At 60.1% G+C, this 20,432-nt stretch carries 15 protein-coding genes and 1 pseudogene; all 16 read left to right on the top strand.

Translation table 11 applies throughout. The annotated features are described in order from the left end of the window. The first annotated feature begins 10 nt into the window (after nucleotides 1-10). The 16 genes and pseudogenes from flgJ (at nucleotide 11) to fliI (ending at nucleotide 20,426) form a co-directional block, all read left to right on the top strand. Complete coding sequence (gene flgJ, locus ACZRMS_RS08030; RefSeq protein ID WP_463994870.1) at nucleotides 11-1,270, top strand: flagellar assembly peptidoglycan hydrolase FlgJ; 1,260 nt, start codon at nucleotides 11-13, stop codon at nucleotides 1,268-1,270. Between the two features lie 10 nt (nucleotides 1,271-1,280). Then, the gene (gene flgK, locus ACZRMS_RS08025) at nucleotides 1,281-3,308 is read left to right on the top strand and encodes a flagellar hook-associated protein FlgK (RefSeq protein ID WP_463994869.1); all 2,028 of its coding nucleotides are present in this window, start codon (nucleotides 1,281-1,283) and stop codon (nucleotides 3,306-3,308) included. 14 nt (nucleotides 3,309-3,322) lie between these two features. After that, nucleotides 3,323-4,903, top strand: a complete 1,581-nt coding sequence (locus tag ACZRMS_RS08020; RefSeq protein WP_463994868.1) for a flagellar hook-associated protein 3 — start codon at nucleotides 3,323-3,325, stop codon at nucleotides 4,901-4,903. 356 nt (nucleotides 4,904-5,259) lie between these two features. Beyond that, complete coding sequence (locus ACZRMS_RS08015) at nucleotides 5,260-6,186, top strand: ketoacyl-ACP synthase III (RefSeq protein ID WP_463994867.1); 927 nt, start codon at nucleotides 5,260-5,262, stop codon at nucleotides 6,184-6,186. A 358-nt stretch (nucleotides 6,187-6,544) separates the two neighbouring features. After that, entirely contained in the window at nucleotides 6,545-8,251 is a 1,707-nt protein-coding gene (locus tag ACZRMS_RS08010) for a flagellin N-terminal helical domain-containing protein (RefSeq protein WP_463994866.1), read from the top strand. Between the two features lie 155 nt (nucleotides 8,252-8,406). Next, nucleotides 8,407-9,768 (top strand): flagellar filament capping protein FliD, encoded by a 1,362-nt coding sequence (gene fliD, locus ACZRMS_RS08005; RefSeq protein ID WP_463994865.1) that lies wholly within the window; start codon nucleotides 8,407-8,409, stop codon nucleotides 9,766-9,768. Nucleotides 9,769-9,864: 96 nt separating this feature from the next. Next, complete coding sequence (gene fliS / locus ACZRMS_RS08000) at nucleotides 9,865-10,260, top strand: flagellar export chaperone FliS (protein ID WP_463994864.1); 396 nt, start codon at nucleotides 9,865-9,867, stop codon at nucleotides 10,258-10,260. Nucleotides 10,261-10,278: 18 nt separating this feature from the next. Then, nucleotides 10,279-10,572 (top strand): hypothetical protein, encoded by a 294-nt coding sequence (gene fliT / locus ACZRMS_RS07995; protein WP_048360750.1) that lies wholly within the window; start codon nucleotides 10,279-10,281, stop codon nucleotides 10,570-10,572. A gap of 180 nt (nucleotides 10,573-10,752) precedes the next feature. Beyond that, nucleotides 10,753-12,234, top strand: a complete 1,482-nt coding sequence (locus ACZRMS_RS07990) for a sigma-54 dependent transcriptional regulator (protein ID WP_463994863.1) — start codon at nucleotides 10,753-10,755, stop codon at nucleotides 12,232-12,234. A gap of 211 nt (nucleotides 12,235-12,445) precedes the next feature. After that, nucleotides 12,446-13,540, top strand: a pseudogene (locus ACZRMS_RS07985) (sensor histidine kinase); the annotation flags it as partial. 5 nt (nucleotides 13,541-13,545) lie between these two features. Next, entirely contained in the window at nucleotides 13,546-14,931 is a 1,386-nt protein-coding gene (locus ACZRMS_RS07980) for a sigma-54-dependent transcriptional regulator (RefSeq protein WP_463994900.1), read from the top strand. Between the two features lie 243 nt (nucleotides 14,932-15,174). Further along, nucleotides 15,175-15,507 (top strand): flagellar hook-basal body complex protein FliE, encoded by a 333-nt coding sequence (gene fliE / locus ACZRMS_RS07975; RefSeq protein ID WP_463929751.1) that lies wholly within the window; start codon nucleotides 15,175-15,177, stop codon nucleotides 15,505-15,507. 15 nt (nucleotides 15,508-15,522) lie between these two features. After that, nucleotides 15,523-17,304: a flagellar basal-body MS-ring/collar protein FliF gene (gene fliF, locus ACZRMS_RS07970; protein WP_463994862.1), complete on the top strand. Its 1,782-nt coding sequence runs from the start codon at nucleotides 15,523-15,525 to the stop codon at nucleotides 17,302-17,304. Continuing rightward, a complete protein-coding gene (fliG, locus tag ACZRMS_RS07965) occupies nucleotides 17,297-18,319 on the top strand; it encodes a flagellar motor switch protein FliG (protein ID WP_463994861.1) in 1,023 nt (340 codons plus the stop codon). The genes fliF and fliG overlap by 8 nt, the downstream gene beginning before the upstream one ends. Next, entirely contained in the window at nucleotides 18,320-19,078 is a 759-nt protein-coding gene (gene fliH, locus ACZRMS_RS07960) for a flagellar assembly protein FliH (RefSeq protein WP_463994860.1), read from the top strand. It begins immediately after the preceding gene. Then, nucleotides 19,068-20,426: a flagellar protein export ATPase FliI gene (gene fliI, locus ACZRMS_RS07955; RefSeq protein ID WP_463994859.1), complete on the top strand. Its 1,359-nt coding sequence runs from the start codon at nucleotides 19,068-19,070 to the stop codon at nucleotides 20,424-20,426. The genes fliH and fliI overlap by 11 nt, the downstream gene beginning before the upstream one ends. Nucleotides 20,427-20,432 lie beyond the last annotated feature (6 nt).

Genomic DNA, 20,432 nt, shown 5'->3' with positions numbered 1-20,432 from the left:
GGCCGACGTCATGGATATGCGTAAGAGCGGTGTGGTCAGTGGCAGCGATTCCGGGGCGTTCACCGACCTTAATCGGCTGAACAACCTGAAGGTTGGCGACCGTGAAAGCGAAGGCAACATGCGCAAGGTTGCGCAGGAATTCGAGTCGCTGTTCCTCAACGAAATGCTCAAGTCCATGCGTTCGGCCAACGAAGTACTGGGCAAGGACAACCCGCTCAACACCCCGGCGGCCAAGCAGTATCAGGAAATGTACGACCAGCAGCTGTCGGTGACCCTGTCCCGGCAGGGCGGCGGCATCGGCCTGGCGGACGTGTTGATGCGTCAGATGTCGAAAAACAAATCCGCAGTGCCGGGGGAGGCTGCGGCCACCACCGCGCTGACTGCCGAAGCCAAAGCCCCGGCGGCCGCCACCCCGGTCGACAGCCCCTTTGTCCGCTCCAGTGGCCAGCGTCAGTTGTGGGCCTCGCGGGTCGCCATCGCGCCGAGCGCGGCAGAGGGCGGGCACAAAAATGACATGGCCATGCTCAACCAGCGGCGTCTGGCGTTGCCGACCAAGCTGACCGACCGCTTGCTGGCCGGGATTGTTCCGTCAGCCGACCCGGCGCGCTCAACCCTCAACATCGGTGCAGTGCCGGGGCGTACGTCGCCGGGGTTGGATGCGGTGCTCAAGGGCGGTCGCCAGCCGATGCTCAGCGCGTCGGGTGCGCAAGGGCGGATGCAGATTTATGGCCGGGCCGTGGCGCAACCACCGCTGGCACCGGCCAAGCAAGCCTTCGAATCGCCGGATGCCTTCGTCGCCACCATGCTGCCGATGGCGCAGCAGGCGGCCGACCGCATTGGCGTCGATCCGCTGTATCTGGTGGCGCAAGCCGCACTGGAAACCGGCTGGGGCAAATCGGTGATGCGCCAGCAGGACGGCAGCAGCAGCCACAACCTGTTCGGCATCAAGGCCACCGGCAGTTGGCAGGGCGCCCAGGCGCGGGCCATCACCAGCGAGTTCAAGGGCGGGCAGATGGTCAAGGAAACGGCGGACTTCCGCTCCTACGATTCCTATCAAGACAGCTTCCACGATCTGGTGACGCTGTTGCAGAGCAACAATCGTTATAAAGAAGTGCTCAATGCGGCCGATAAACCGGAGCAGTTTGTACGCGAATTGCAGAAGGCCGGTTACGCGACCGACCCTGAGTACGCGAGCAAGATTTCGCAGATAGCCAAGCAAATGAAAACCTACCAGAGCTACGCCTCGACGGGTTCTCTCACGAATTTATAAGGTTTGAATCATGGCGAGTTTGATCAACATCGGGATGTCGGGGCTTAACGCCAGTCAGGGCGCATTGGCCACCGTGGGCAACAACATTGCCAACGCCAATACCTCGGGCTATTCGCGTCAGCAAATCGTCCAGGGCAGTGGCGCCTCGCAACAGGTGGGCGGGGTGTTTATCGGCACCGGCACCACCCTGGCCGACGTGCGCCGCGTCTACAACGCCTACCTCGACGCCCAGTTGCAAACCACCACCTCGCTCAATGGCGATGCCCAGGCGTACCTGGATCAGATCGGCTCGGTCGACAAACTGCTGTCGGATAAAAACACCGGCGTCTCGGCCGCCCTCAGCAGCTTTTTCTCATCCTTGCAGACCGCCGCCAGCGCCCCAGGTGACATGTCGGCGCGCCAGTTGCTGCTGACCAATGCGCAAACCCTGAGCAACCGTTTCAACTCTATTTCGTCCCAGCTCAACCAGCAGAACGAAGGCATCAACAGCCAGCTGGAGACCTTGACCTCGATGGTCAACCAGCACTCGGCCACCATTGCCTCGCTGAACAAGCAGATTGCCCAGGCGACGACTGCCGGCAACACCCCGAACAACCTGCTGGATGCGCGCAACGAAGCGGTGCGCACCCTCAATGAGCTGGTGGGGGTGACGGTTCAGGAACATGACAACGTGTATGACATTACCCTGGGCACCGGCCAGGCGCTGGTGCAGGGCAATATGTCCAACACCCTCTCGGTGGAGCCGGGCCAGGTCGATAAAAGCCAGTACAGCGTTCAGATCAACTACGCGCAGTCCAAGTCCGAGGTGACCTCGGTGATCAGCGGCGGCAAAATCGGCGGCCTGCTGCGCTATCGCGACGATGTGCTGGCACCTGCGATGAATGAACTGGGGCGCACCGCGATTGTGGTCGCCGATGCGATCAACAAGCAGCTGGGCCAAGGCCTGGACGCCAATGGCGAGTTTGGCTCGTCGCTGTTCAACAACATCAATAGCGAAAAGGCCATCACTCAGCGCAGCCTGGCGGCGACGGGCAACAGTGCCGGCTCCAGCAACCTGAACGTGAGCATCAGCGACAGCAGCCAGCTGACGACCTACGACTACAAGGTGACGTTTACCAGCGCCACCGAATACACGGTCCAGCGTTCTGACGGCCAGGATGCCAAGGGGCCGTTCAAGCTCGGCGACAAGCAGGAAATCGACGGTTTTACCCTCCAGCTCCCCCAGGGCGGCGCGGTCGCTGCGGGCGACAGCTTCAAGGTCAGCCCCACCCGCAACGGCGCCAGCGCTATCGGCGTGCAAATGAGCGATGCCAATAAGTTGGCGTTTGCCGGGCCTTTGGTGGCGGGGGCGGGCGGTTCCAACAGCGGTACGGGCGCAGTGGGCGGCCTGAGCCTGTCCTCGGTGCTGGATATTTACGGCGGCGTCGGTCTGGGCAAGTCGCAAAGTGATATTGAAGGCGCGATGCCGGTACGCATTGCCTTTGACGAAGCCGGCACCGACGGCACCCAGGTGTATCGGGTGCTGAACGAAGCGGGCAAAGAAATCGGCAAAGGCAGCATCGTGCCGGGGCAGGACAACAAGGTCACGATCAATGTGCCCGTCACCAACGCGGACGGCACCACCTCCAACGTCGGTTTTGACACGGTGATCAGCGGTTCGCCGGGCAAGGGCGACAGCTTCGATATCAAGTTCAACAAGGACGGCAAGGCCGATAACCGCAACGCCAACGAACTGCTGGGCCTGCAGACCAAAGCTACCGTGGGCACGGACAAGAACGGCAACGGCGGGGTGAGCATGGGCACCTCCTACAGCCAGCTGGTGTCCAAGGTGGGTGGCAAGGCCAGCCAGGCCTCGGTCGACGCCACGGCCAACGGCGCGGCACTGTCCTACGCCAAGGAAGTGCGCAACTCGGTGTCCCAGGTCAACCTGGACGAAGAAGCGTCCAACCTGGTCAAGTTTCAGCAGTACTACACCGCCTCGTCGCAGATCATCAAAGCGGCGCAAGCAACCTTCAGCACGCTGATCAACAGTCTTTAAGGGAGCCCGCGACGATGCGTATTTCTACCTCGCAGTTTTTTGAATCGACCAGTGCCACCTACCAGAACAACTTCTCGTCGGTGATCAAGACCCAGGGCCAGATCGACTCCGGCGTGCGCATCCAGACCGCCGCGGATGATCCGGTGGGCGCGGCCCGCCTGCTGCAACTGCAGCAGCAAAAAGACATGCTGGGCCAGTACAACACCAACATGAACAGCATCAAGGCGTCGCTGGGTAGCCAGGAGTCGGTGCTCGACAGCATCAACACGGCCTTGCAAAAGGCCAGTGAGCTGACCCTGGGAGCTGGCAGTGGCAAAAGCGATGCGGATCGCCTGGCCATTGCCAACGAACTGGGCAGCATCGAAGACCAGGTGTTCAGCCTGCTCAACAGCAAGGACGCCTCGGGCAACTACATGTTCTCGGGCTCCCGGACCGACACGCCGCCCTATACCCGCAACAACGACGGCACCTACAGCTATCAGGGCGACGACACCCAGCTCAACCTGAAGGTTTCGGACACCCTGACCCTGGCCAGCAGCGACACGGCCAAAAGCTTTATGGAGAACTCGGTCAATACCGGGCGCACCCAGGCGACCTTCGTCCCGGAGCTGGACGCCAATGGTGTGCCATCGGTCAATGATGGCAAGCTCTCGGTATCTGCTGGGCTGGTGACTTCAAGCCCGGTGTTCAACAAGAGCTTTGCCGAGGGCCAGCCGTACACGCTGAAATTCAGCAGCAGCACCCAATACACCGTGACCGACCGTGACGGCAACAACCTGACCTCGCAAGTGGCGGGCAACGGCGTGTTCGACCCGACCAAGGATGGCTCGCAGAGCATCAGCCTGTACGGTGTGTCGTTCGACATCACGCCCAATCTCAAGGACATTCCGGCGGCGGACCTGGACGCGGCAGTGGAGGGGCGCACCTTTACCCTGGAAGCCAGGGCGGATACCTTCAATGCCTCGCGCACGCCGGGCAACAGCTCAACGGCGCAGCTCACCGACTCGAAGGTCACCGATCCCAAGGCCTACGCCGACAGCTTCCCGAGCAATGGCGCAGTGATCAAGTTCACCAGTGCCACCGAGTACGAGGTGTATGCCCAGCCGCTGACCGCCGACAGCAAGTCGATAGCCCAGGGCAATGTGGCTGGCGGCGCGCTCGGCATTGACTTCAAGTTTTCCGGCACGCCGGATGCGGGTGACCAGTTCGTGGTCAACAGCAACAACCACCAGAGCCAGAACGCACTGGACACTATCAGCCAGCTGCGCAAGGCGCTGGTGATTCCCAGCGATAAAGACCCGCTGGCCCAGCAGACGCAAAAGGACGCGATCAACGCTGCCATCGGCAACCTGAAAAACGCCAGTGCCGGGGTTGATGGCGCCCGGGGCTCGATTGGTGCGCGCTTGAAGGCCGTGGATATCCAGGCCGACGAAAACATCAGCCTGGGCCTGGCCAACGACTCCACCACGGCGGCCATTGGCAACACCGACATGGCCGGGGCCTCTATCGAACTGGCGTTCCAGAAAGCCATGCTCGAAGCCTCGCAACTGGCGTTCGTCAAAATCTCCCAGCTGAGCCTGTTTAACCAGCTTTAAACAGCTGCGCTGACGCTTCTGTGTGGGAGCGGGCTTGCTCGCGAAGGCATCAACGCGGTGATACAGGCGCGTCGCGTCGCCTGTATCGCGAGCAAGCCCGCTCCCACACAATCTGCGTCTTGCCTGAAACCTTTTGTATAAAACCTCACAAAATAGCGTGACCTGTGAGTCATAACGCGCATCTTCACTGTATCGTGTGAAACGTACGGGCGGGTGCCGGGCCTTTTTCAGGCTGTTTTGTATATTTTCAAGCACCCACATTCGCCGCATTCCTGCGCGATAAAGCCCTTTTATTGTCAGCACCCCTCGATTGTGCGAGCGGGTGATCTCCAGCTATTTAGTATTGGGAAGCCACAATGATTGGCATTAAAAGCATCGCCAGTTACGTGCCGGCGGGCGGTATAGACAACTATGCCCAGGGCGCGAAGTTCTCCAAGGACGAAGACTTCATTCTGGGCAAGATCGGTTCGGCCTTTCTGCCGCGTAAAGATGCTGACCAGGAAACCTCGGATCTGTGTGTCGAAGCCGTCAACGCGCTGTTCGCCAACAATCCGCAGCTCAAGCGCGAATCCATCGACGCGCTGATCGTCGTCACCCAGAACGGCGATGCTGAAGGCCTGCCGCACACGGCCGCCATCGTCCAGGACAAGCTCGGCCTGCCGACCCACGTCGCCGCCTTTGATATTTCCCTGGGTTGCTCGGGTTATGTCTACGGCATCTACGCGATGAAAGGCTTTATGGAAGCCACGGGCCTGAAAAACGGCCTGCTGATCACCGCCGACCCGTATTCGAAAATCGTCGACCCGGAAGACCGCAACACCACCATGCTCTTCGGCGATGCCGCGACCGCCACCTGGATGGGTGAAGACGCGACCTGGCAGCTGGGCAAGGCCAAATTCGGCACCGACGGCTCCGGCGCCCCGCACCTGAAAGTCAGCGATGGCGTGTTCTTCATGAACGGCCGCCAGGTGTTCAACTTCGCTTTGCTCAAAGTGCCTGCGCACTTGAACGAACTGCTGGAAGAGTCCGAACTGACCTCCCAGGACATCGACGCCTTCTGCATCCACCAGGGCAGTGCGGCCATTGTCGACGCCGTGGCCCGCCGTTTTGAAGGCGAGCCCGAGAAGTTCATCAAGGACATGGTCGAGACCGGCAACACCGTGTCATCGAGCATTCCGCTGCTGCTGGAAAAGCACGCGATGGAATCCACCTGGAAACGCGTAGCCCTGAGCGGCTTCGGCGTTGGCCTGTCGTGGGGCTCGGCGATCATCTATCGCCCGTAAGCTTCAAGCCGACACACAAAACGCCCGTGGCCTAAAAAGCCATGGGCGTTTTGCTTTCTGACAGGGCTGATTGAATCCGTGGGAGCGGGCTTGCTCGCGAAGGCATCACCCCGGTTCCCCTGGACTACCGAGCCGCCTGAATCGCGAGCAAGCCCGCTCCCACACTGAGGGATACCCGGCAGGTCATCCCCCGCTAACCCCCTGAAATACAAGGGATGGCCCCCTGCCAGTAAAAAAAAACAAAAAACCCCTCAAGCAACCAGCATTCACGACGATAACTATTACGAAGGTTCTCTAGGCCACACCCGGCGGTTGCCAGGGCCGGAAGCCGCAGTATTCATCCAATGAGGATTTCGTCATGGCTTTATCAGTAAACACTAACGTCACGTCCCAGACCGTTCAGAAGAACCTGAACAAAGCCGGCGACTCGTTGAGCACCTCGATGACCCGTCTGTCTTCCGGCCTGAAAATCAACAGCGCCAAAGACGACGCTGCCGGCATGCAGATCGCCAACCGTCTGACCTCTCAGACCAAAGGCATGACCGTTGCCATCGCCAACGCCAACAACGGCTCCTCGATCGCGCAGACCGCTGAAGGCGCAATGCAAGAATCGACCAACATTCTGCAACGTTTGCGTGAACTGGCCCTGCAGTCCGCGAACGGTGATAAAAGCGACGCCGACCGTGCGTCCCTGCAACAAGAATTTACTGCGAAAACCGGTGAACTGACCCGTATCGCACAAACCACTACCTACGGTGGTCGTAACATCCTGGACGGTTCGTTCCAGAACCAGGCGTTCCAGGTGGGTGCTGATGCGAACCAGACCATTTCGTTTGGTATGAACGATATCAGTGCTACCGGTTTGAAAGGTTCTTACAGCGAAGCGACTACCAGCAGTACTGCGTTGGCTGGTTTGAGCGCGACTACAGTCGGAGCGGATGCTTCAGGAATTGGCGCTAGGTTGGTGGGTACTGCGGCTGCTGGAGCTACTGCAGGTACCGACAAGTTCAAGATCAATGATGTAGAAATTTCATTGGGTGTAGCAGCAGCTGGTGCTGTTGCTGCAAAGGATGCTGTAGATGCAATTAATGCACAAACTGCGTCTACTGGTGTTACTGCATCTGCCGATACAAACGGTGTTTTGTCTCTGTCGTCGAAGGGCGCAATCAAGCTAGAAGCTGGTGTTACAACTGGTGGTGGTACCGATGGTTTGGCCAACCTTAAGCTGACTGCAGGTACGAAGGCTGCTGATTCCGTGACTGCTGCCGGTGGTATTTTGGTTAATGGTAAAGCTGTTACATGGAAGGCGGATGATAAAATCGCTGACGTTTTGACCAGTATTCAAGCTGAAGCTGGCGCAACCGCTACGGCGACCTTGAAAGATGGGCGAGTAACACTGACTTCGAGTGATGGCAAAGATATCAAGTTGTCTAACACATTAGGCGGCTCCCTTGACCAATTGGGTCTGTCGGCAGGTACTTCTCAAGCTAAGTTGACAAAAGATACATCGATCGAACTGAACGGCGTTGAAGTCAAGTTCAAGAAGGGCGATACAGCGGACACCATCGTATCCTCGATCAACAGCGCCAGCACCGGTGTAACTGCCAGCAAAAATGCTGATGGCACTTTGAAGTTGTTCTCTAACAAGGACATTACTGTCAAAGATGGCGCTGCAGGTACTGGTCTGGATGCATTGGGCCTGAAACCAGCAACTGGCAAAACTGATACCACCAAAGCCACCACCGTAGAAACCACCGTCTCCGACCTGAGCGTCCTGACCGCCGCTGACTCCCAGCGTACCGTCCAGGCCCTGTCTGACGCGATCCAGCAGATCGACACCCAACGTTCCGCCTTGGGTGCCGTACAAAACCGTTTCACCAGCACCGTGGCCAACCTGCAGAGCATTTCCGAGAACTCCACCGCTGCACTGGGTCGCGTTCAGGACACTGACTTCGCTTCCGAAGCTGCCGAGCTGACCAAGCAACAAACCCTGCAACAGGCTTCCACCGCGATCCTGTCCCAGGCTAACCAGCTGCCTTCCGCTGTGATGAAATTGCTTCAGTAATTTCAGCGTTTGGTTGAGAACAAAAGGGCGCGTTTACGTGCCCTTTTGTTTTTTCAGCGTTTGGTACTTGAAGGTGGCACGAAATGTGAAGCTGCCTGCAGCCTTGGCACTTGCTTCGTCAATAAAGCGATAGCCACCGTACAAGGAGAATACAGATGGCCAGTTCAACGATTACCGGTGTCGGCTCGGGTTTTGACACCATCGGGATTGTGAAAGCCTTGGTGGATGCTGAAAAAGCGCCCAAGCAAAGCCAGATTACTGCGCAACAAAAAGACACCACGATTCAGCTGTCCGCTGTGGGCACGGTAAAAGCTTCGCTCGAAACCTATCGCACGGCCATTGCCAAGCTCAACAGCGTTTCCAGCTTCAACGGTTTGACCGCTTCGTCCAATGACGAAAAAATTTCTAAAGTCACCATCGATGACAAGGCGTCCAGCGGCAAGTACGCGCTGAACGTCACTCAGTTGGCGACCGCATCAAAAATCACCAGCAAGGTGTTTGAAGGGGGCGCATCGGCGTCGGTTAACGCCAGCGAGCAAGATCAGACCCTGACCATCTCGCAGTCCGGTGACAGTTATGACGTCAAGATCCCGGCTGGCGCGACCATGCAGCAGACCCGGGACGCGATCAACACGCAGCTGCAGTCCAAGGGCATCAGCGCCAACGTTTTGACCGATGCCAATGGCTCGCGGCTGGTGATCGGCTCGCAGACCACGGGCAAGGGCACCGATATCACCGTCAGCGGTGATTCGGAGCTGGCCACCGGGTATGACGCCGGTAAGCCGCCGATGAATGCCGAGTACACCATCGATGACATCGCCATGGAGTCGTCGAGCAACAAGATCACTTCGGCCATCAGTGGCGTGACCCTTGAGTTGCTCGATACCAAGGCGTCCACCATCACAGTGGCCTCCAACACCGACACCCTGAAAACCTCCGTACAGTCGTTTGTCACGGCCTACAACGCACTGCTGACCAGCATCAATACCCAGACTAAGGTCACTGCCACCGGTGATGCGGCAACCACCACTGCTGGCGCCCTGACGGGTGACGCGTCGATGCGTCAGCTGGTTAACGGTTTGCGCGGCGAGTTGCTGCAAAATTCGGGCACGTCGAGTGTTGGCAACCTGTCCCAGATGGGCATCAGTACCGACCAGAAAACCGGGCTGCTGACCCTGGATGACACCAAGTGGAAAGCAGCGGTTGCAACGCCCAATGGTGCGATCGAGATTGCCAAGGTGTTTACCGGCGATACCGGCCTGATAACCCGCATGACCAAGGCCACCGAGAGTTATGTCGGCAGCAGTGGGCTGTTGGCGGCTCGCGCCACTGACCTGAATACCAAACTGACCACTTTGACAACTCAGCAAGCGGATCTGGACCGGCGCATGGAGTCGATGAAAACCACTCTGACAGCCAAATACACGGCCATGGACGGTTTGATCGCCAAAATCAACGCCAGCAGTTCCAGCATCATGACCACGCTCAATTCTTTGAATAACCCTAAATCCAACTGATTTTGCCCGGCCTCACCGCTAAAGCTTCCGGCAGCTCGGTCGATATAAAAATCAAGAACCAGTCATTTTTGCCTGACACCGTAATGAGGTAGAAACATGAACCCGATGCGCGCCCTTCGTCAGTATCAGAAGGTTAATTCCCACGCTCAAATTTCCGAAGCCAGCCCCCATCGCTTGATTCAAATGCTGATGGAAGGCGGTCTGGATCGCATGGCCCAGGCCAAAGGCGCGATGAGCCGTGGGGATATCCCGCAGAAGGCGATGTTGATCACCAAGGCCATCGATATCATCACCGGCCTGCGTCAGGGCCTGGATGAGGACAAGACCGACGACAAGGCGGCCTTGCAGCAGCTGGACAGCCTGTACGAATACATGACCGTGCGCCTGACCCTGGCCAATGCCAAGAACGACCCGGAAATCATCGATGAAGTGGCGCGCCTGCTGATCACGGTGAAAAGCGGTTGGGATGCTATTGCGGCAGAGCACGGCTAACAGCCCGAGGAGTGCGTCATGAGCCAACTGCAACGAATTCAGGAAACCCGCGAAGCACTGATTGATGCTCTGGCCGAGCGCAATTGGGATGCCATCGGCGAGTTGGACTCGGCCTGCCGGGTGTGTGTCGAGAACGTGCTGGACGAAGCGCCGCTGGATGAGGCCGTGCTGCGCGAGAATCTGGAAGGGCTGTTGGTGGTGTATCGCATGCTGCTGGAGGCGGCGACCGATGAGCGACAGTCGGTCGTTGACCAAATGGGGCAGATCAATCAAGCAAAAAATGCGTCAAAGGTTTACCATCTCTTTGGTTAAGACCCAAAAAATATATGGTTAATCGCGTTTTAAACCGCCATAAATTTGACTATGCACAGTTTTTTGACTTAACTAGCGCGTTATTCTGTATTCAGTCGTCTTAGATATCCAACAGGGTTAGGGCGTCTACATATGCCCTGCCATCCGGGGCATTGAGTTGACTAGGGAAGTTGCTATTGCATGTGGCGTGAAACCAAAATTCTGCTGATCGATGACGATAGCGTCCGCCGCCGCGACCTGGCGGTGATCCTGAATTTTCTCGGCGAAGAAAATTTGGCCAGCCCTAGCCACGAATGGGAGCAGGCCGTCACTTCGCTGACGTCCAGTCGTGAAGTGCTCTGTGTGCTTGTAGGCACCGTGAGCACCGCGGGTGGGCTTTCTGGCTTGCTTAAGACACTGGCTGTGTGGGATGAGTTCCTGCCGATCATGCTTTTAGGTGAAGTTTCTTCAGTCGACTTACCTGAAGACCAGCGCCGCCGGGTGTTGTCCAGCCTCGAAATGCCTCCCAGCTACAGCAAATTGCTTGATTCCCTGCACCGCGCCCAGGTCTATCGCGAGATGTACGACCAGGCCCGCGAGCGCGGCCGCCATCGTGAGCCCAACCTGTTCCGCAGTCTGGTGGGTACCAGCCGGGCGATTCAGCACGTGCGCCAGATGATGCAGCAAGTGGCCGACACCGATGCCAGCGTATTGATCCTCGGCGAGTCCGGGACCGGCAAGGAGGTGGTTGCGCGTAACCTGCATTACCACTCCAGGCGCCGCGACGCGCCGTTTGTGCCGGTCAACTGCGGGGCGATACCTGCCGAGCTGCTGGAAAGCGAACTGTTCGGCCATGAGAAGGGCGCTTTCACCGGCGCAATCACCAGCCGCGCCGGGCGTTTTGAGCTGGCCAATGGCGGCACGCTGTTCCTCGATGAAATCGGCGACATGCCGCTGCCGATGCAGGTCAAGCTGCTGCGGGTGTTGCAGGAACGTACCTTTGAGCGCGTGGGCAGCAACAAGACCCAGTGCGCCGATGTGCGGATCATTGCAGCGACCCACAAAAACCTCGAAAGCATGATTGAAGTCGGCGCCTTCCGCGAAGACTTGTACTACCGCCTCAACGTATTCCCGATCGAAATGGCGCCCCTGCGTGAGCGGGTCGAAGACATTCCGTTGCTGATGAACGAGCTGATTTCGCGCATGGAGCACGAAAAACGCGGCTCGATCCGTTTCAACTCTGCCGCCATCATGTCGCTGTGCCGCCATGCCTGGCCGGGCAACGTCCGCGAGCTGGCCAACCTGGTGGAGCGCATGGCGATCATGCATCCGTACGGGGTGATTGGCGTGGTGGAGCTGCCGAAAAAATTCCGCTACGTGGACGACGAAGACGAGCAACTGGTGGACAGCCTGCGCAGCGACATGGAAGAGCGCGTGGCGATCAACAACGCCAACACCGACTTTGTGGCCAGCGCCAATGCGATGCTGCCGCCCGAAGGCCTGGACCTCAAGGATTACCTTGGCGGGCTGGAGCAGGGCCTGATCCAGCAAGCGCTCGACGATGCCAATGGCATCGTTGCCCGCGCGGCAGAACGCCTGCGGATCCGTCGCACCACACTTGTGGAAAAGATGCGCAAGTACGGCATGAGCCGTCGCGAAGGCGAGGAACAGGCGGAGGATTGACGCCTCACCTGTGGGAGCGGTTTGCTCGCGACCGCATCATTGCGGTTCGCCTGTAAGACCACGCCATCCGCATCGCGAGCAAGCCCGCTCCCACAGCAGCGGGTCCGCGTTTTCTATTCAGGCACGGGTATTGCACCTCTTGGTCTAACGAACCGTTTTATGACGGTCAGCCAAGCGAGTACCCGCCATGTCCCAAGCCGCCGTCCAGTTGTCCTCGGCCTCCGATCCCTACAGTCTGCTTGAAGCTCGTGTCTCTGAGCTCAAAGGTGAACTGGCAGTGGTCAGTGCGCAACGCATGGCGGAACTGGCAGAAAAAGAACGGCTGGCCAATCGGCTGCAAAACCTCCTGGACCTGCTGCCGGGCGGGGTCATCGTGATTGATGATCGCGGCCGGGTGCACGAAGCCAACCCTGCCGCCTGCGAGTTACTGGGCCTGCCCCTGGTCGGCGAACTGTGGCGCCATGTGATTGCCCGCAGTTTTGCCCCCCGCGAAGACGATGGTCACGAAGTGTCCCTGAAGGACGGGCGACGCCTGTCGATTGCCACCCGTTCGCTGGATGCGGAGCCCGGCCAGCTGGTGCTGCTCAACGACCTGACAGAAACCCGGCGCCTGCAGGATCAACTGGCCCGCCATGAACGCTTGTCGTCATTGGGGCGCATGGTCGCCTCCCTGGCTCACCAGATTCGTACGCCGCTCTCGGCGGCCCTGATTTACGCCAGTCATTTGACCGAGCAGGTGCTGCCGGTGGAAACCCAGCAGCGTTTTGCCGGGCGCCTGAAAGAGCGCTTGCACGAACTGGAGCATCAGGTGCGCGACATGTTGGTGTTTGCCCGGGGCGAGCTGCCATTGACGGACCGGGTGACCCCAAAAGTCTTGATGCAAACCCTGCAGGCCGCGGCCCAGACCCATGTTCAGGGCGTGCCAATCCGCTGGCAGTGCGACGCTTATACCGGCCAGTTGCTGTGCAACCGCGACACTCTGGTCGGCGCGTTGCTCAATCTGATCGAAAACGCCCTGCAAACCGGTGCGCCCCAGGTCCGGCTCAAAGTTCATCTATACCGTCGCGACAACAACCTGCGGCTGTGCGTGAGTGACAGCGGCGGCGGTATCGAGCCCCGGGTGCTGTCGCGTCTGGGTGAGCCGTTTTTCACCACCAAGGCCACCGGCACCGGTCTGGGGCTGGCGGTCGTCAATGCAGTGGTGCGGGCCCATCAGGGCCAGTTGCAGTTACGTTCGCGGCTGGGGCGTGGCACCTGCGCCTTGCTCAGTTTGCCGCTGATTCCCGGTGTGGCGGAGGCAAACTGATGGTGATGCGAATTAACGTGCTGCTGGTGGAAGACGATCACGCATTGCGCGAAGCCCTGGCCGATACCTTGTTGCTGGCAGGTCACGGTTTTCGGGCGGTCAGTTCGGGGGAAGAAGCCCTGGCGGCGGTGTTGGTGGAATCGTTCAGCCTGGTGATCAGTGATGTAAACATGCCGGGCATGGATGGCCATCAACTGCTCGCCCGGCTGCGCACCTGCCAGCCTCAATTGCCGGTGTTGCTCATGACCGCCCACGGCGCCGTGGAGCGTGCGGTGGATGCCATGCGTCAGGGGGCGGTGGATTATCTGGTCAAGCCGTTTGAGCCCAAGGCCTTGCTCGATCTGGTGGCCCGTCATGCCCTGGGCAGTCTTGGGGCGGCAGACATGCAAGGCCCGGTGGCGGTTGAGCCGGCCAGTGCGCAGTTGCTGGAGCTGGCGGCGCGGGTGGCCCGCAGTGATGCGACGGTGTTGATCTCGGGCGAATCGGGCACCGGTAAAGAGGTGCTGGCGCGCTATATCCACCAGCATTCCAAGCGGGTAGATCACCCGTTTGTGGCGATCAACTGCGCGGCCATCCCCGACAACATGCTCGAAGCCACGCTGTTCGGCCATGAAAAAGGTTCGTTCACCGGCGCCATCGCGGCCCAGGCCGGCAAGTTCGAGCAGGCCGATGGCGGAACCTTGCTGCTCGATGAGATTTCCGAAATGCCCCTGGGCCTGCAGGCCAAATTGCTGCGCGTGCTGCAAGAGCGGGAAGTGGAGCGGGTGGGCGGGCGCAAACCGATCGTGCTGGATATTCGCGTGGTCGCCACCACCAACCGCGACCTGGCGGGCGAAGTGGCGGCGGGGCGCTTCCGCGAAGATCTGTACTACCGCCTTTCAGTGTTTCCGCTGGCCTGGCGCCCGTTGCGCGAGCGCACCGCCGACATTCTGCCGCTGGCCGAGCGGTTGCTGGCCAAGCACATCGGCAAGATGAAGCACGCGGCGGTGGGGTTCTCGGCGGCCGCCAAGGCGTGCCTGAGTGCGTATCCGTGGCCGGGTAATGTGCGCGAGCTGGATAACGCGATTCAGCGGGCGTTGATTTTGCATCAGCACGGGATGATCGAAGCGGCAGATTTTTGCCTGGCCGGGCCCGTGGCCTGCGCACCGTTGCCGCCTTTGGCGCGAATTGAGCCGTTGTTGGCTGAAGTGGCGGAGTCGACGGGGGGGTTGGGCGATGATCTGCGCCGGCGCGAGTTCCAGATGATCATCGACACCTTGCGTGCCGAGCGTGGCCGGCGCAAGGAAGCCTCCGAGCGCCTGGGCATCAGCCCGCGCACCCTGCGCTACAAGCTGGCGCAAATGCGCGATGCGGGGATGGATGTTGAGGCTTATCTGTTTGCCGCAACCTGAGAGCGCCACTAAACCAGCGTGGGAGCGGGCTTGCTCGCGATTTGATCGACGCGGTGTATCAGACGTTGCGCGGTGATGCCATCGCGGGCAAGCCCGCTCCCACAGGTTAGGTGTGATCCTTGTCTGCGACGTTTTGTAACGTTAATTGTTATAAAACGACAAAGAGCTGGCACCCTTGTTGCTACACCACTGTATGCGCTGTGAAAGTGTCAAAAAAATGCGGGTCGTCGGAGGCAGTAGTCCATGAGCCAAGGTATTGAATTTAATCGATTGATGTTGGACATGCGGGCCATGCAAATGGACGCCATGGCGCAACCGAAATCGGCTGTGCAGGCCGTTCCTGAAGCGGGTGCCAGCAGCTTCTCCGACATGCTCGGCAACGCGATCAACAAGGTCAGCGAGACGCAGCAGGCATCGAGCCAGCTGTCGAACGCGTTCGAGATCGGCAAGAGCGGTGTCGATCTGACAGATGTGATGATTGCTTCGCAGAAGGCCAGTGTCTCTTTTCAGGCGTTGACCCAAGTGCGTAACAAGTTGGTTCAGGCGTACCAGGACATCATGCAGATGCCGGTTTAAGGACGATATCAAGTCATGGCAGATGCACTCCCGGATAACGTTCCGGCCCAAGCAGGCTCAGCCGGCGGCAAACCGCTGTTTGGCCTGTCTTTTCTGGATAACCTGGCCGATATGACCATGTTGCGTCAGGTCGGCCTTATGGTCGGTCTGGCGGCGAGCGTGGCGATCGGTTTTGCCGTGGTGTTGTGGTCCCAGCAGCCCGATTACAGGCCGTTGTACGGCAGCCTGGCCGGTATGGATGCCAAGCAGGTCATGGAAACCCTGGCCGCTGCAGACATTGCCTACAGCGTTGAGCCCAACTCGGGCGCCTTGCTGGTCAAGGCCGATGACGTGTCCCGCGCGCGCCTCAAACTCGCCGCCGCAGGCGTCACCCCCACCGACAGCAATATCGGTTTCGAAATTCTCGATAAAGACCAGGGCCTGGGCACCAGCCAGTTCATGGAGGCCACGCGCTATCGCCGTGGCCTGGAAGGTGAGCTGGCCCGCACCATCTCCAGCCTGAGCAACGTCAAGGGTGCGCGGGTGCACCTGGCAATCCCCAAAAGCTCGGTGTTCGTGCGCGATGAGCGCAAGCCCAGTGCTTCGGTATTGGTTGAGCTGTACGGCGGCCGCTCGCTGGAGCCGGGCCAGGTGCTGGCGATCATCAATCTGGTTGCCACCAGCGTGCCGGAGCTGAACAAGTCGCAGATCACCATCGTCGACCAAAAGGGCAACCTGCTCTCGGATCAGGCGCAAAACTCTGAACTGACCATGGCCGGCAAGCAATTCGATTACAGCCGGCGCATGGAAAGCATGCTGACCCAGCGCGTGCACAACATTCTGCAACCGGTGCTGGGCAATGACCGCTACAAGGCAGAAGTGTCGGCCGATGTGGATTTCAGCGCGGTGGAGTCTACCTCCGAGCAGTTCAACCCCGATCAACCGGCCCTGCGCAGCGAACAATCGACCAACGAACAGCGCACGGCCAGCAGCGGCCCCCAAGGCGTGCCCGGTGCATTGAGCAACCAGCCGCCGAGCCCGGCGTCCGCGCCCCAGCAAGCCGGGCAGGCTGCCGCCGCCGGCACCATCCAGCCGGGTCAGCCTTTGCTCGATGCCAACGGCCAGCAAATCATGGACCCGGGTACCGGTCAGCCGATGCTGGCGCCGTACCCGACGGACAAACGCTCGCAGTCGACCCGCAACTTCGAGCTGGACCGCTCCATCAGCCACACCAAGCAGCAGCAGGGCCGGGTCAATCGCCTGTCGGTGGCAGTGGTGATCGACGACAAAGTCAACGTCAACCCGGCCAGCGGCGAGATCACCCAGGTGCCGTGGACCACGGATCAACTGGCGCGCTTCACCCGTCTGGTGCAGGACGCCGTGGGCTTTGATGCCAGCCGTGGCGACAGCGTCAGCGTGATCAACGTGCCGTTCTCCACCGAGCGTGCAGAAGTCATCGCCGACATCCCGTTCTACTCTCAACCCTGGTTCTGGGATGTGCTCAAGCAAGTGCTGGGCGTGCTGTTTATCCTGGTGCTGGTGTTTGGCGTGTTGCGCCCGGTGCTCAACAACATCACCGGTACCGGGCGCGGCAAGCAGGTGGCCGGGATTGGCAGCGATGCCGAGTTGAACGGCATGGGCGGCATGGATGGCGAACTGGCCAACGACCGCGTCAGCCTCGGTGGTCCGCAAAGCATTCTGCTGCCTAGCCCGAGCGAGGGTTATGACGCTCAGTTGAATGCCATCAAGAGTCTGGTTGCAGAAGATCCGGGCCGTGTGGCCCAGGTAGTAAAAGAGTGGATCAATGCCGATGAGTGACAACCGAGCTGCCGTTAACGCCAAACTCAGCCGCGTCGACAAGGCCGCGATCCTGCTGCTGTCGCTCGGCGAAACCGATGCAGCCCAGGTGCTGCGGCACATGGGGCCCAAGGAAGTGCAGCGGGTGGGCGTGGCCATGGCGCAAATGCGCAACGTGCACCGCGAGCAGGTCGAGCAGGTGATGAGCGAGTTCGTCGAGATCGTCGGCGACCAGACCAGCCTGGGCGTGGGCTCGGACAGCTACATCCGCAAAATGCTCACCTCGGCCCTGGGCGAAGACAAGGCCAACGGCCTGATCGACCGCATTCTGCTGGGCGGCAACACCAGCGGCCTCGACAGTCTTAAGTGGATGGAACCGCGGGCCGTGGCCGACGTGATCCGCTTTGAGCATCCGCAAATCCAGGCCATTGTGGTTGCCTATCTGGACCCGGACCAGGCCGGCGAAGTGCTCGGCCACTTCGACCAGAAGGCGCGTCTGGACATCATCCTGCGGGTCTCGTCGCTCAATACCGTGCAGCCGGCGGCGCTCAAAGAGCTGAACCAGATCCTCGAAAAACAGTTCTCGGGCAACTCCAACGCGGCGCGCACCTCCCTGGGCGGCGTCAAGCGCGCGGCCGACATCATGAACTTCCTCGACAGTTCGATGGAGTCTCAGTTGATGGACTCGATCCGCGATATCGACGAAGACCTGTCCGGCCAGATCGAAGACCTGATGTTCGTGTTCAACAACCTGGCCGATGTCGATGACCGCGGCATTCAGGCGCTGCTGCGCGAAGTGTCTTCGGACGTGCTGGTGCTGGCGCTCAAGGGCTCCGACGAAAACGTCCAGGAAAAGATCTTCAAGAACATGTCCAAGCGTGCCGCCGAACTGCTGCGCGACGATCTGGAAGCCAAAGGGCCGGTACGCGTCAGCGATGTTGAAACTGCGCAGAAGGAAATCCTCACCATCGCCCGCCGTATGGCCGAAGCCGGAGAAATTGTTCTCGGCGGGAAGGGCGGCGAAGAGATGATCTAAGTGAGCAGCGGCGAGTCCCCCGGTGATGTGATCCGTGCCAAGGATGTGGGCGCTTTCGATGTATGGGGGCTGCCCAGCTTTGACCCGTGGCGCGAGCCCGAAGAGCCTGAACCCGAACCGGTCGAAGAACCGCCGGTCGAGATGCAAGAGGTGCCGCTGGACGAAGTCCAGCCACTGACCCTGGAAGAGCTCGAAAGCATTCGTCAGGAGGCCTGGAACGAAGGCTTTGCGACGGGTGAAAAAGAAGGTTTTCACAGCACCCAGCTCAAAGTCCGCCAGGAAGCTGAAGTGGCCTTGAACGCCAAGGTTGCCAGCCTTGAGCGTTTGATGAGCAGCCTGCTGGCACCGCTGGCCGAACAGGACCAGCAGCTGGAAAAAGCCATGGTCGGCCTGGTCGAACACATGACCCGGCAAGTGATACAGCGCGAATTGAAAACCGACTCCACACAGATCGAAAAAGTGCTGCGTGAAGGCCTGAAACTGTTGCCGATGGGCGCCGAGAACATTCGGCTGTTTATCAATCCGCAGGATTTCGACCAGATCAAAGCTCTGCGCGAACGCCATGACGAGCACTGGCGGATTCTTGAAGACGACAGCCTGCAGCCCGGCGGTTGCCGCATCGAAACCGAACACAGTCGCATCGATGCCAGCATCGAAACCAGGATCAAACTGGCCATGAGCCAACTGTTTGACCAGTTGCACGAACAGGCGCTGCATCCGGCGGCGCCTGACATCGATATCGACCTCGATGCACCTTAAGCGCACCAGCTTTGCCAGGCGCCTGGGCAGCTATGCCCCGGCCGTGTCGTTGCCGGCGCAGCCGGTGGTCGAAGGCCGCCTGCTGCGTATGGTCGGCCTGACCCTTGAGGCTGAAGGCCTGCGCGCCGCCATGGGCAGCCGCTGCCTGGTGATCAACGACGACAGCTTTCACCCGGTGGAAGTCGAAGCCGAGGTGATGGGGTTCTCGGGTGGCAAAATCTTCCTGATGCCCGTGGGCAGCGTCGCCGGGATCGCGCCGGGCGCCCGCGTGGTGCCCTTGGCCGATAACGGCCGCTTGCCCATGGGCATGAGCATGCTCGGGCGGGTACTGGATGGCGCCGGGCGCGCGCTGGACGGCAAGGGGCCGATGAAGGCCGAAGACTGGGTGCCGATGGACGGCCCCACCATCAACCCGCTCAAGCGCGACCCCATCAGCGTGCCGCTGGACGTGGGCATCCGCAGCATCAACGGCTTGTTGACGGTGGGGCGCGGTCAGCGTCTGGGGCTGTTTGCCGGTACCGGCGTGGGCAAGAGTGTGCTGCTGGGCATGATGACCCGCTTCACCGAAGCCGACATCATCGTGGTGGGCCTGATCGGCGAGCGGGGGCGCGAGGTAAAGGAATTCATCGAGCATATCCTCGGCACCGAAGGCCTCAAGCGTTCGGTGGTGGTGGCATCACCTGCGGATGACGCGCCGCTCATGCGTTTGCGGGCGGCCATGTACTGCACGCGGATTGCCGAATACTTTCGCGACAAGGGCAAGAATGTCCTGTTGCTGATGGATTCGCTGACGCGATTCGCCCAGGCCCAGCGGGAAATCGCCCTGGCCATTGGCGAGCCGCCTGCGACCAAGGGTTATCCGCCTTCAGTGTTCGCCAAACTGCCCAAGCTGGTAGAGCGCGCCGGTAATGCCGAAGCCGGTGGCGGTTCGATTACCGCCTTCTACACCGTGTTGTCCGAAGGCGATGACCAGCAGGACCCGATTGCCGACTCGGCGCGGGGCGTGCTCGACGGCCATATTGTGCTGTCCCGGCGTCTGGCCGAAGAGGGGCATTACCCGGCCATCGACATCGAAGCGTCCATCAGCCGGGTGATGCCGTCGGTGGTGACGGAAGAGCACATGCGCCGGGCGCAGCAATTCAAGCAGCTGTGGTCGCGCTTCCAGCAAGCGCGGGACCTGATCAGTGTGGGCGCCTACGTACCGGGCGGCGACCGCGAAACCGACACCGCCATTGCCCTGCAACCGGCCATGCAGGCATACCTGCGCCAAGGGCTGAACGACAACATCAGCCTGGCCGAGAGCGGCGGGCATCTGGGCAGCATCTTCGCCCCGGCAGAGGGTGGTTAATCGACG

The organism is Pseudomonas sp. B424 (genome assembly GCF_055408345.1).
Note: the sequence above shows the minus strand (reverse complement) of the source record. Positions and strands in the feature narration are given on the sequence as shown.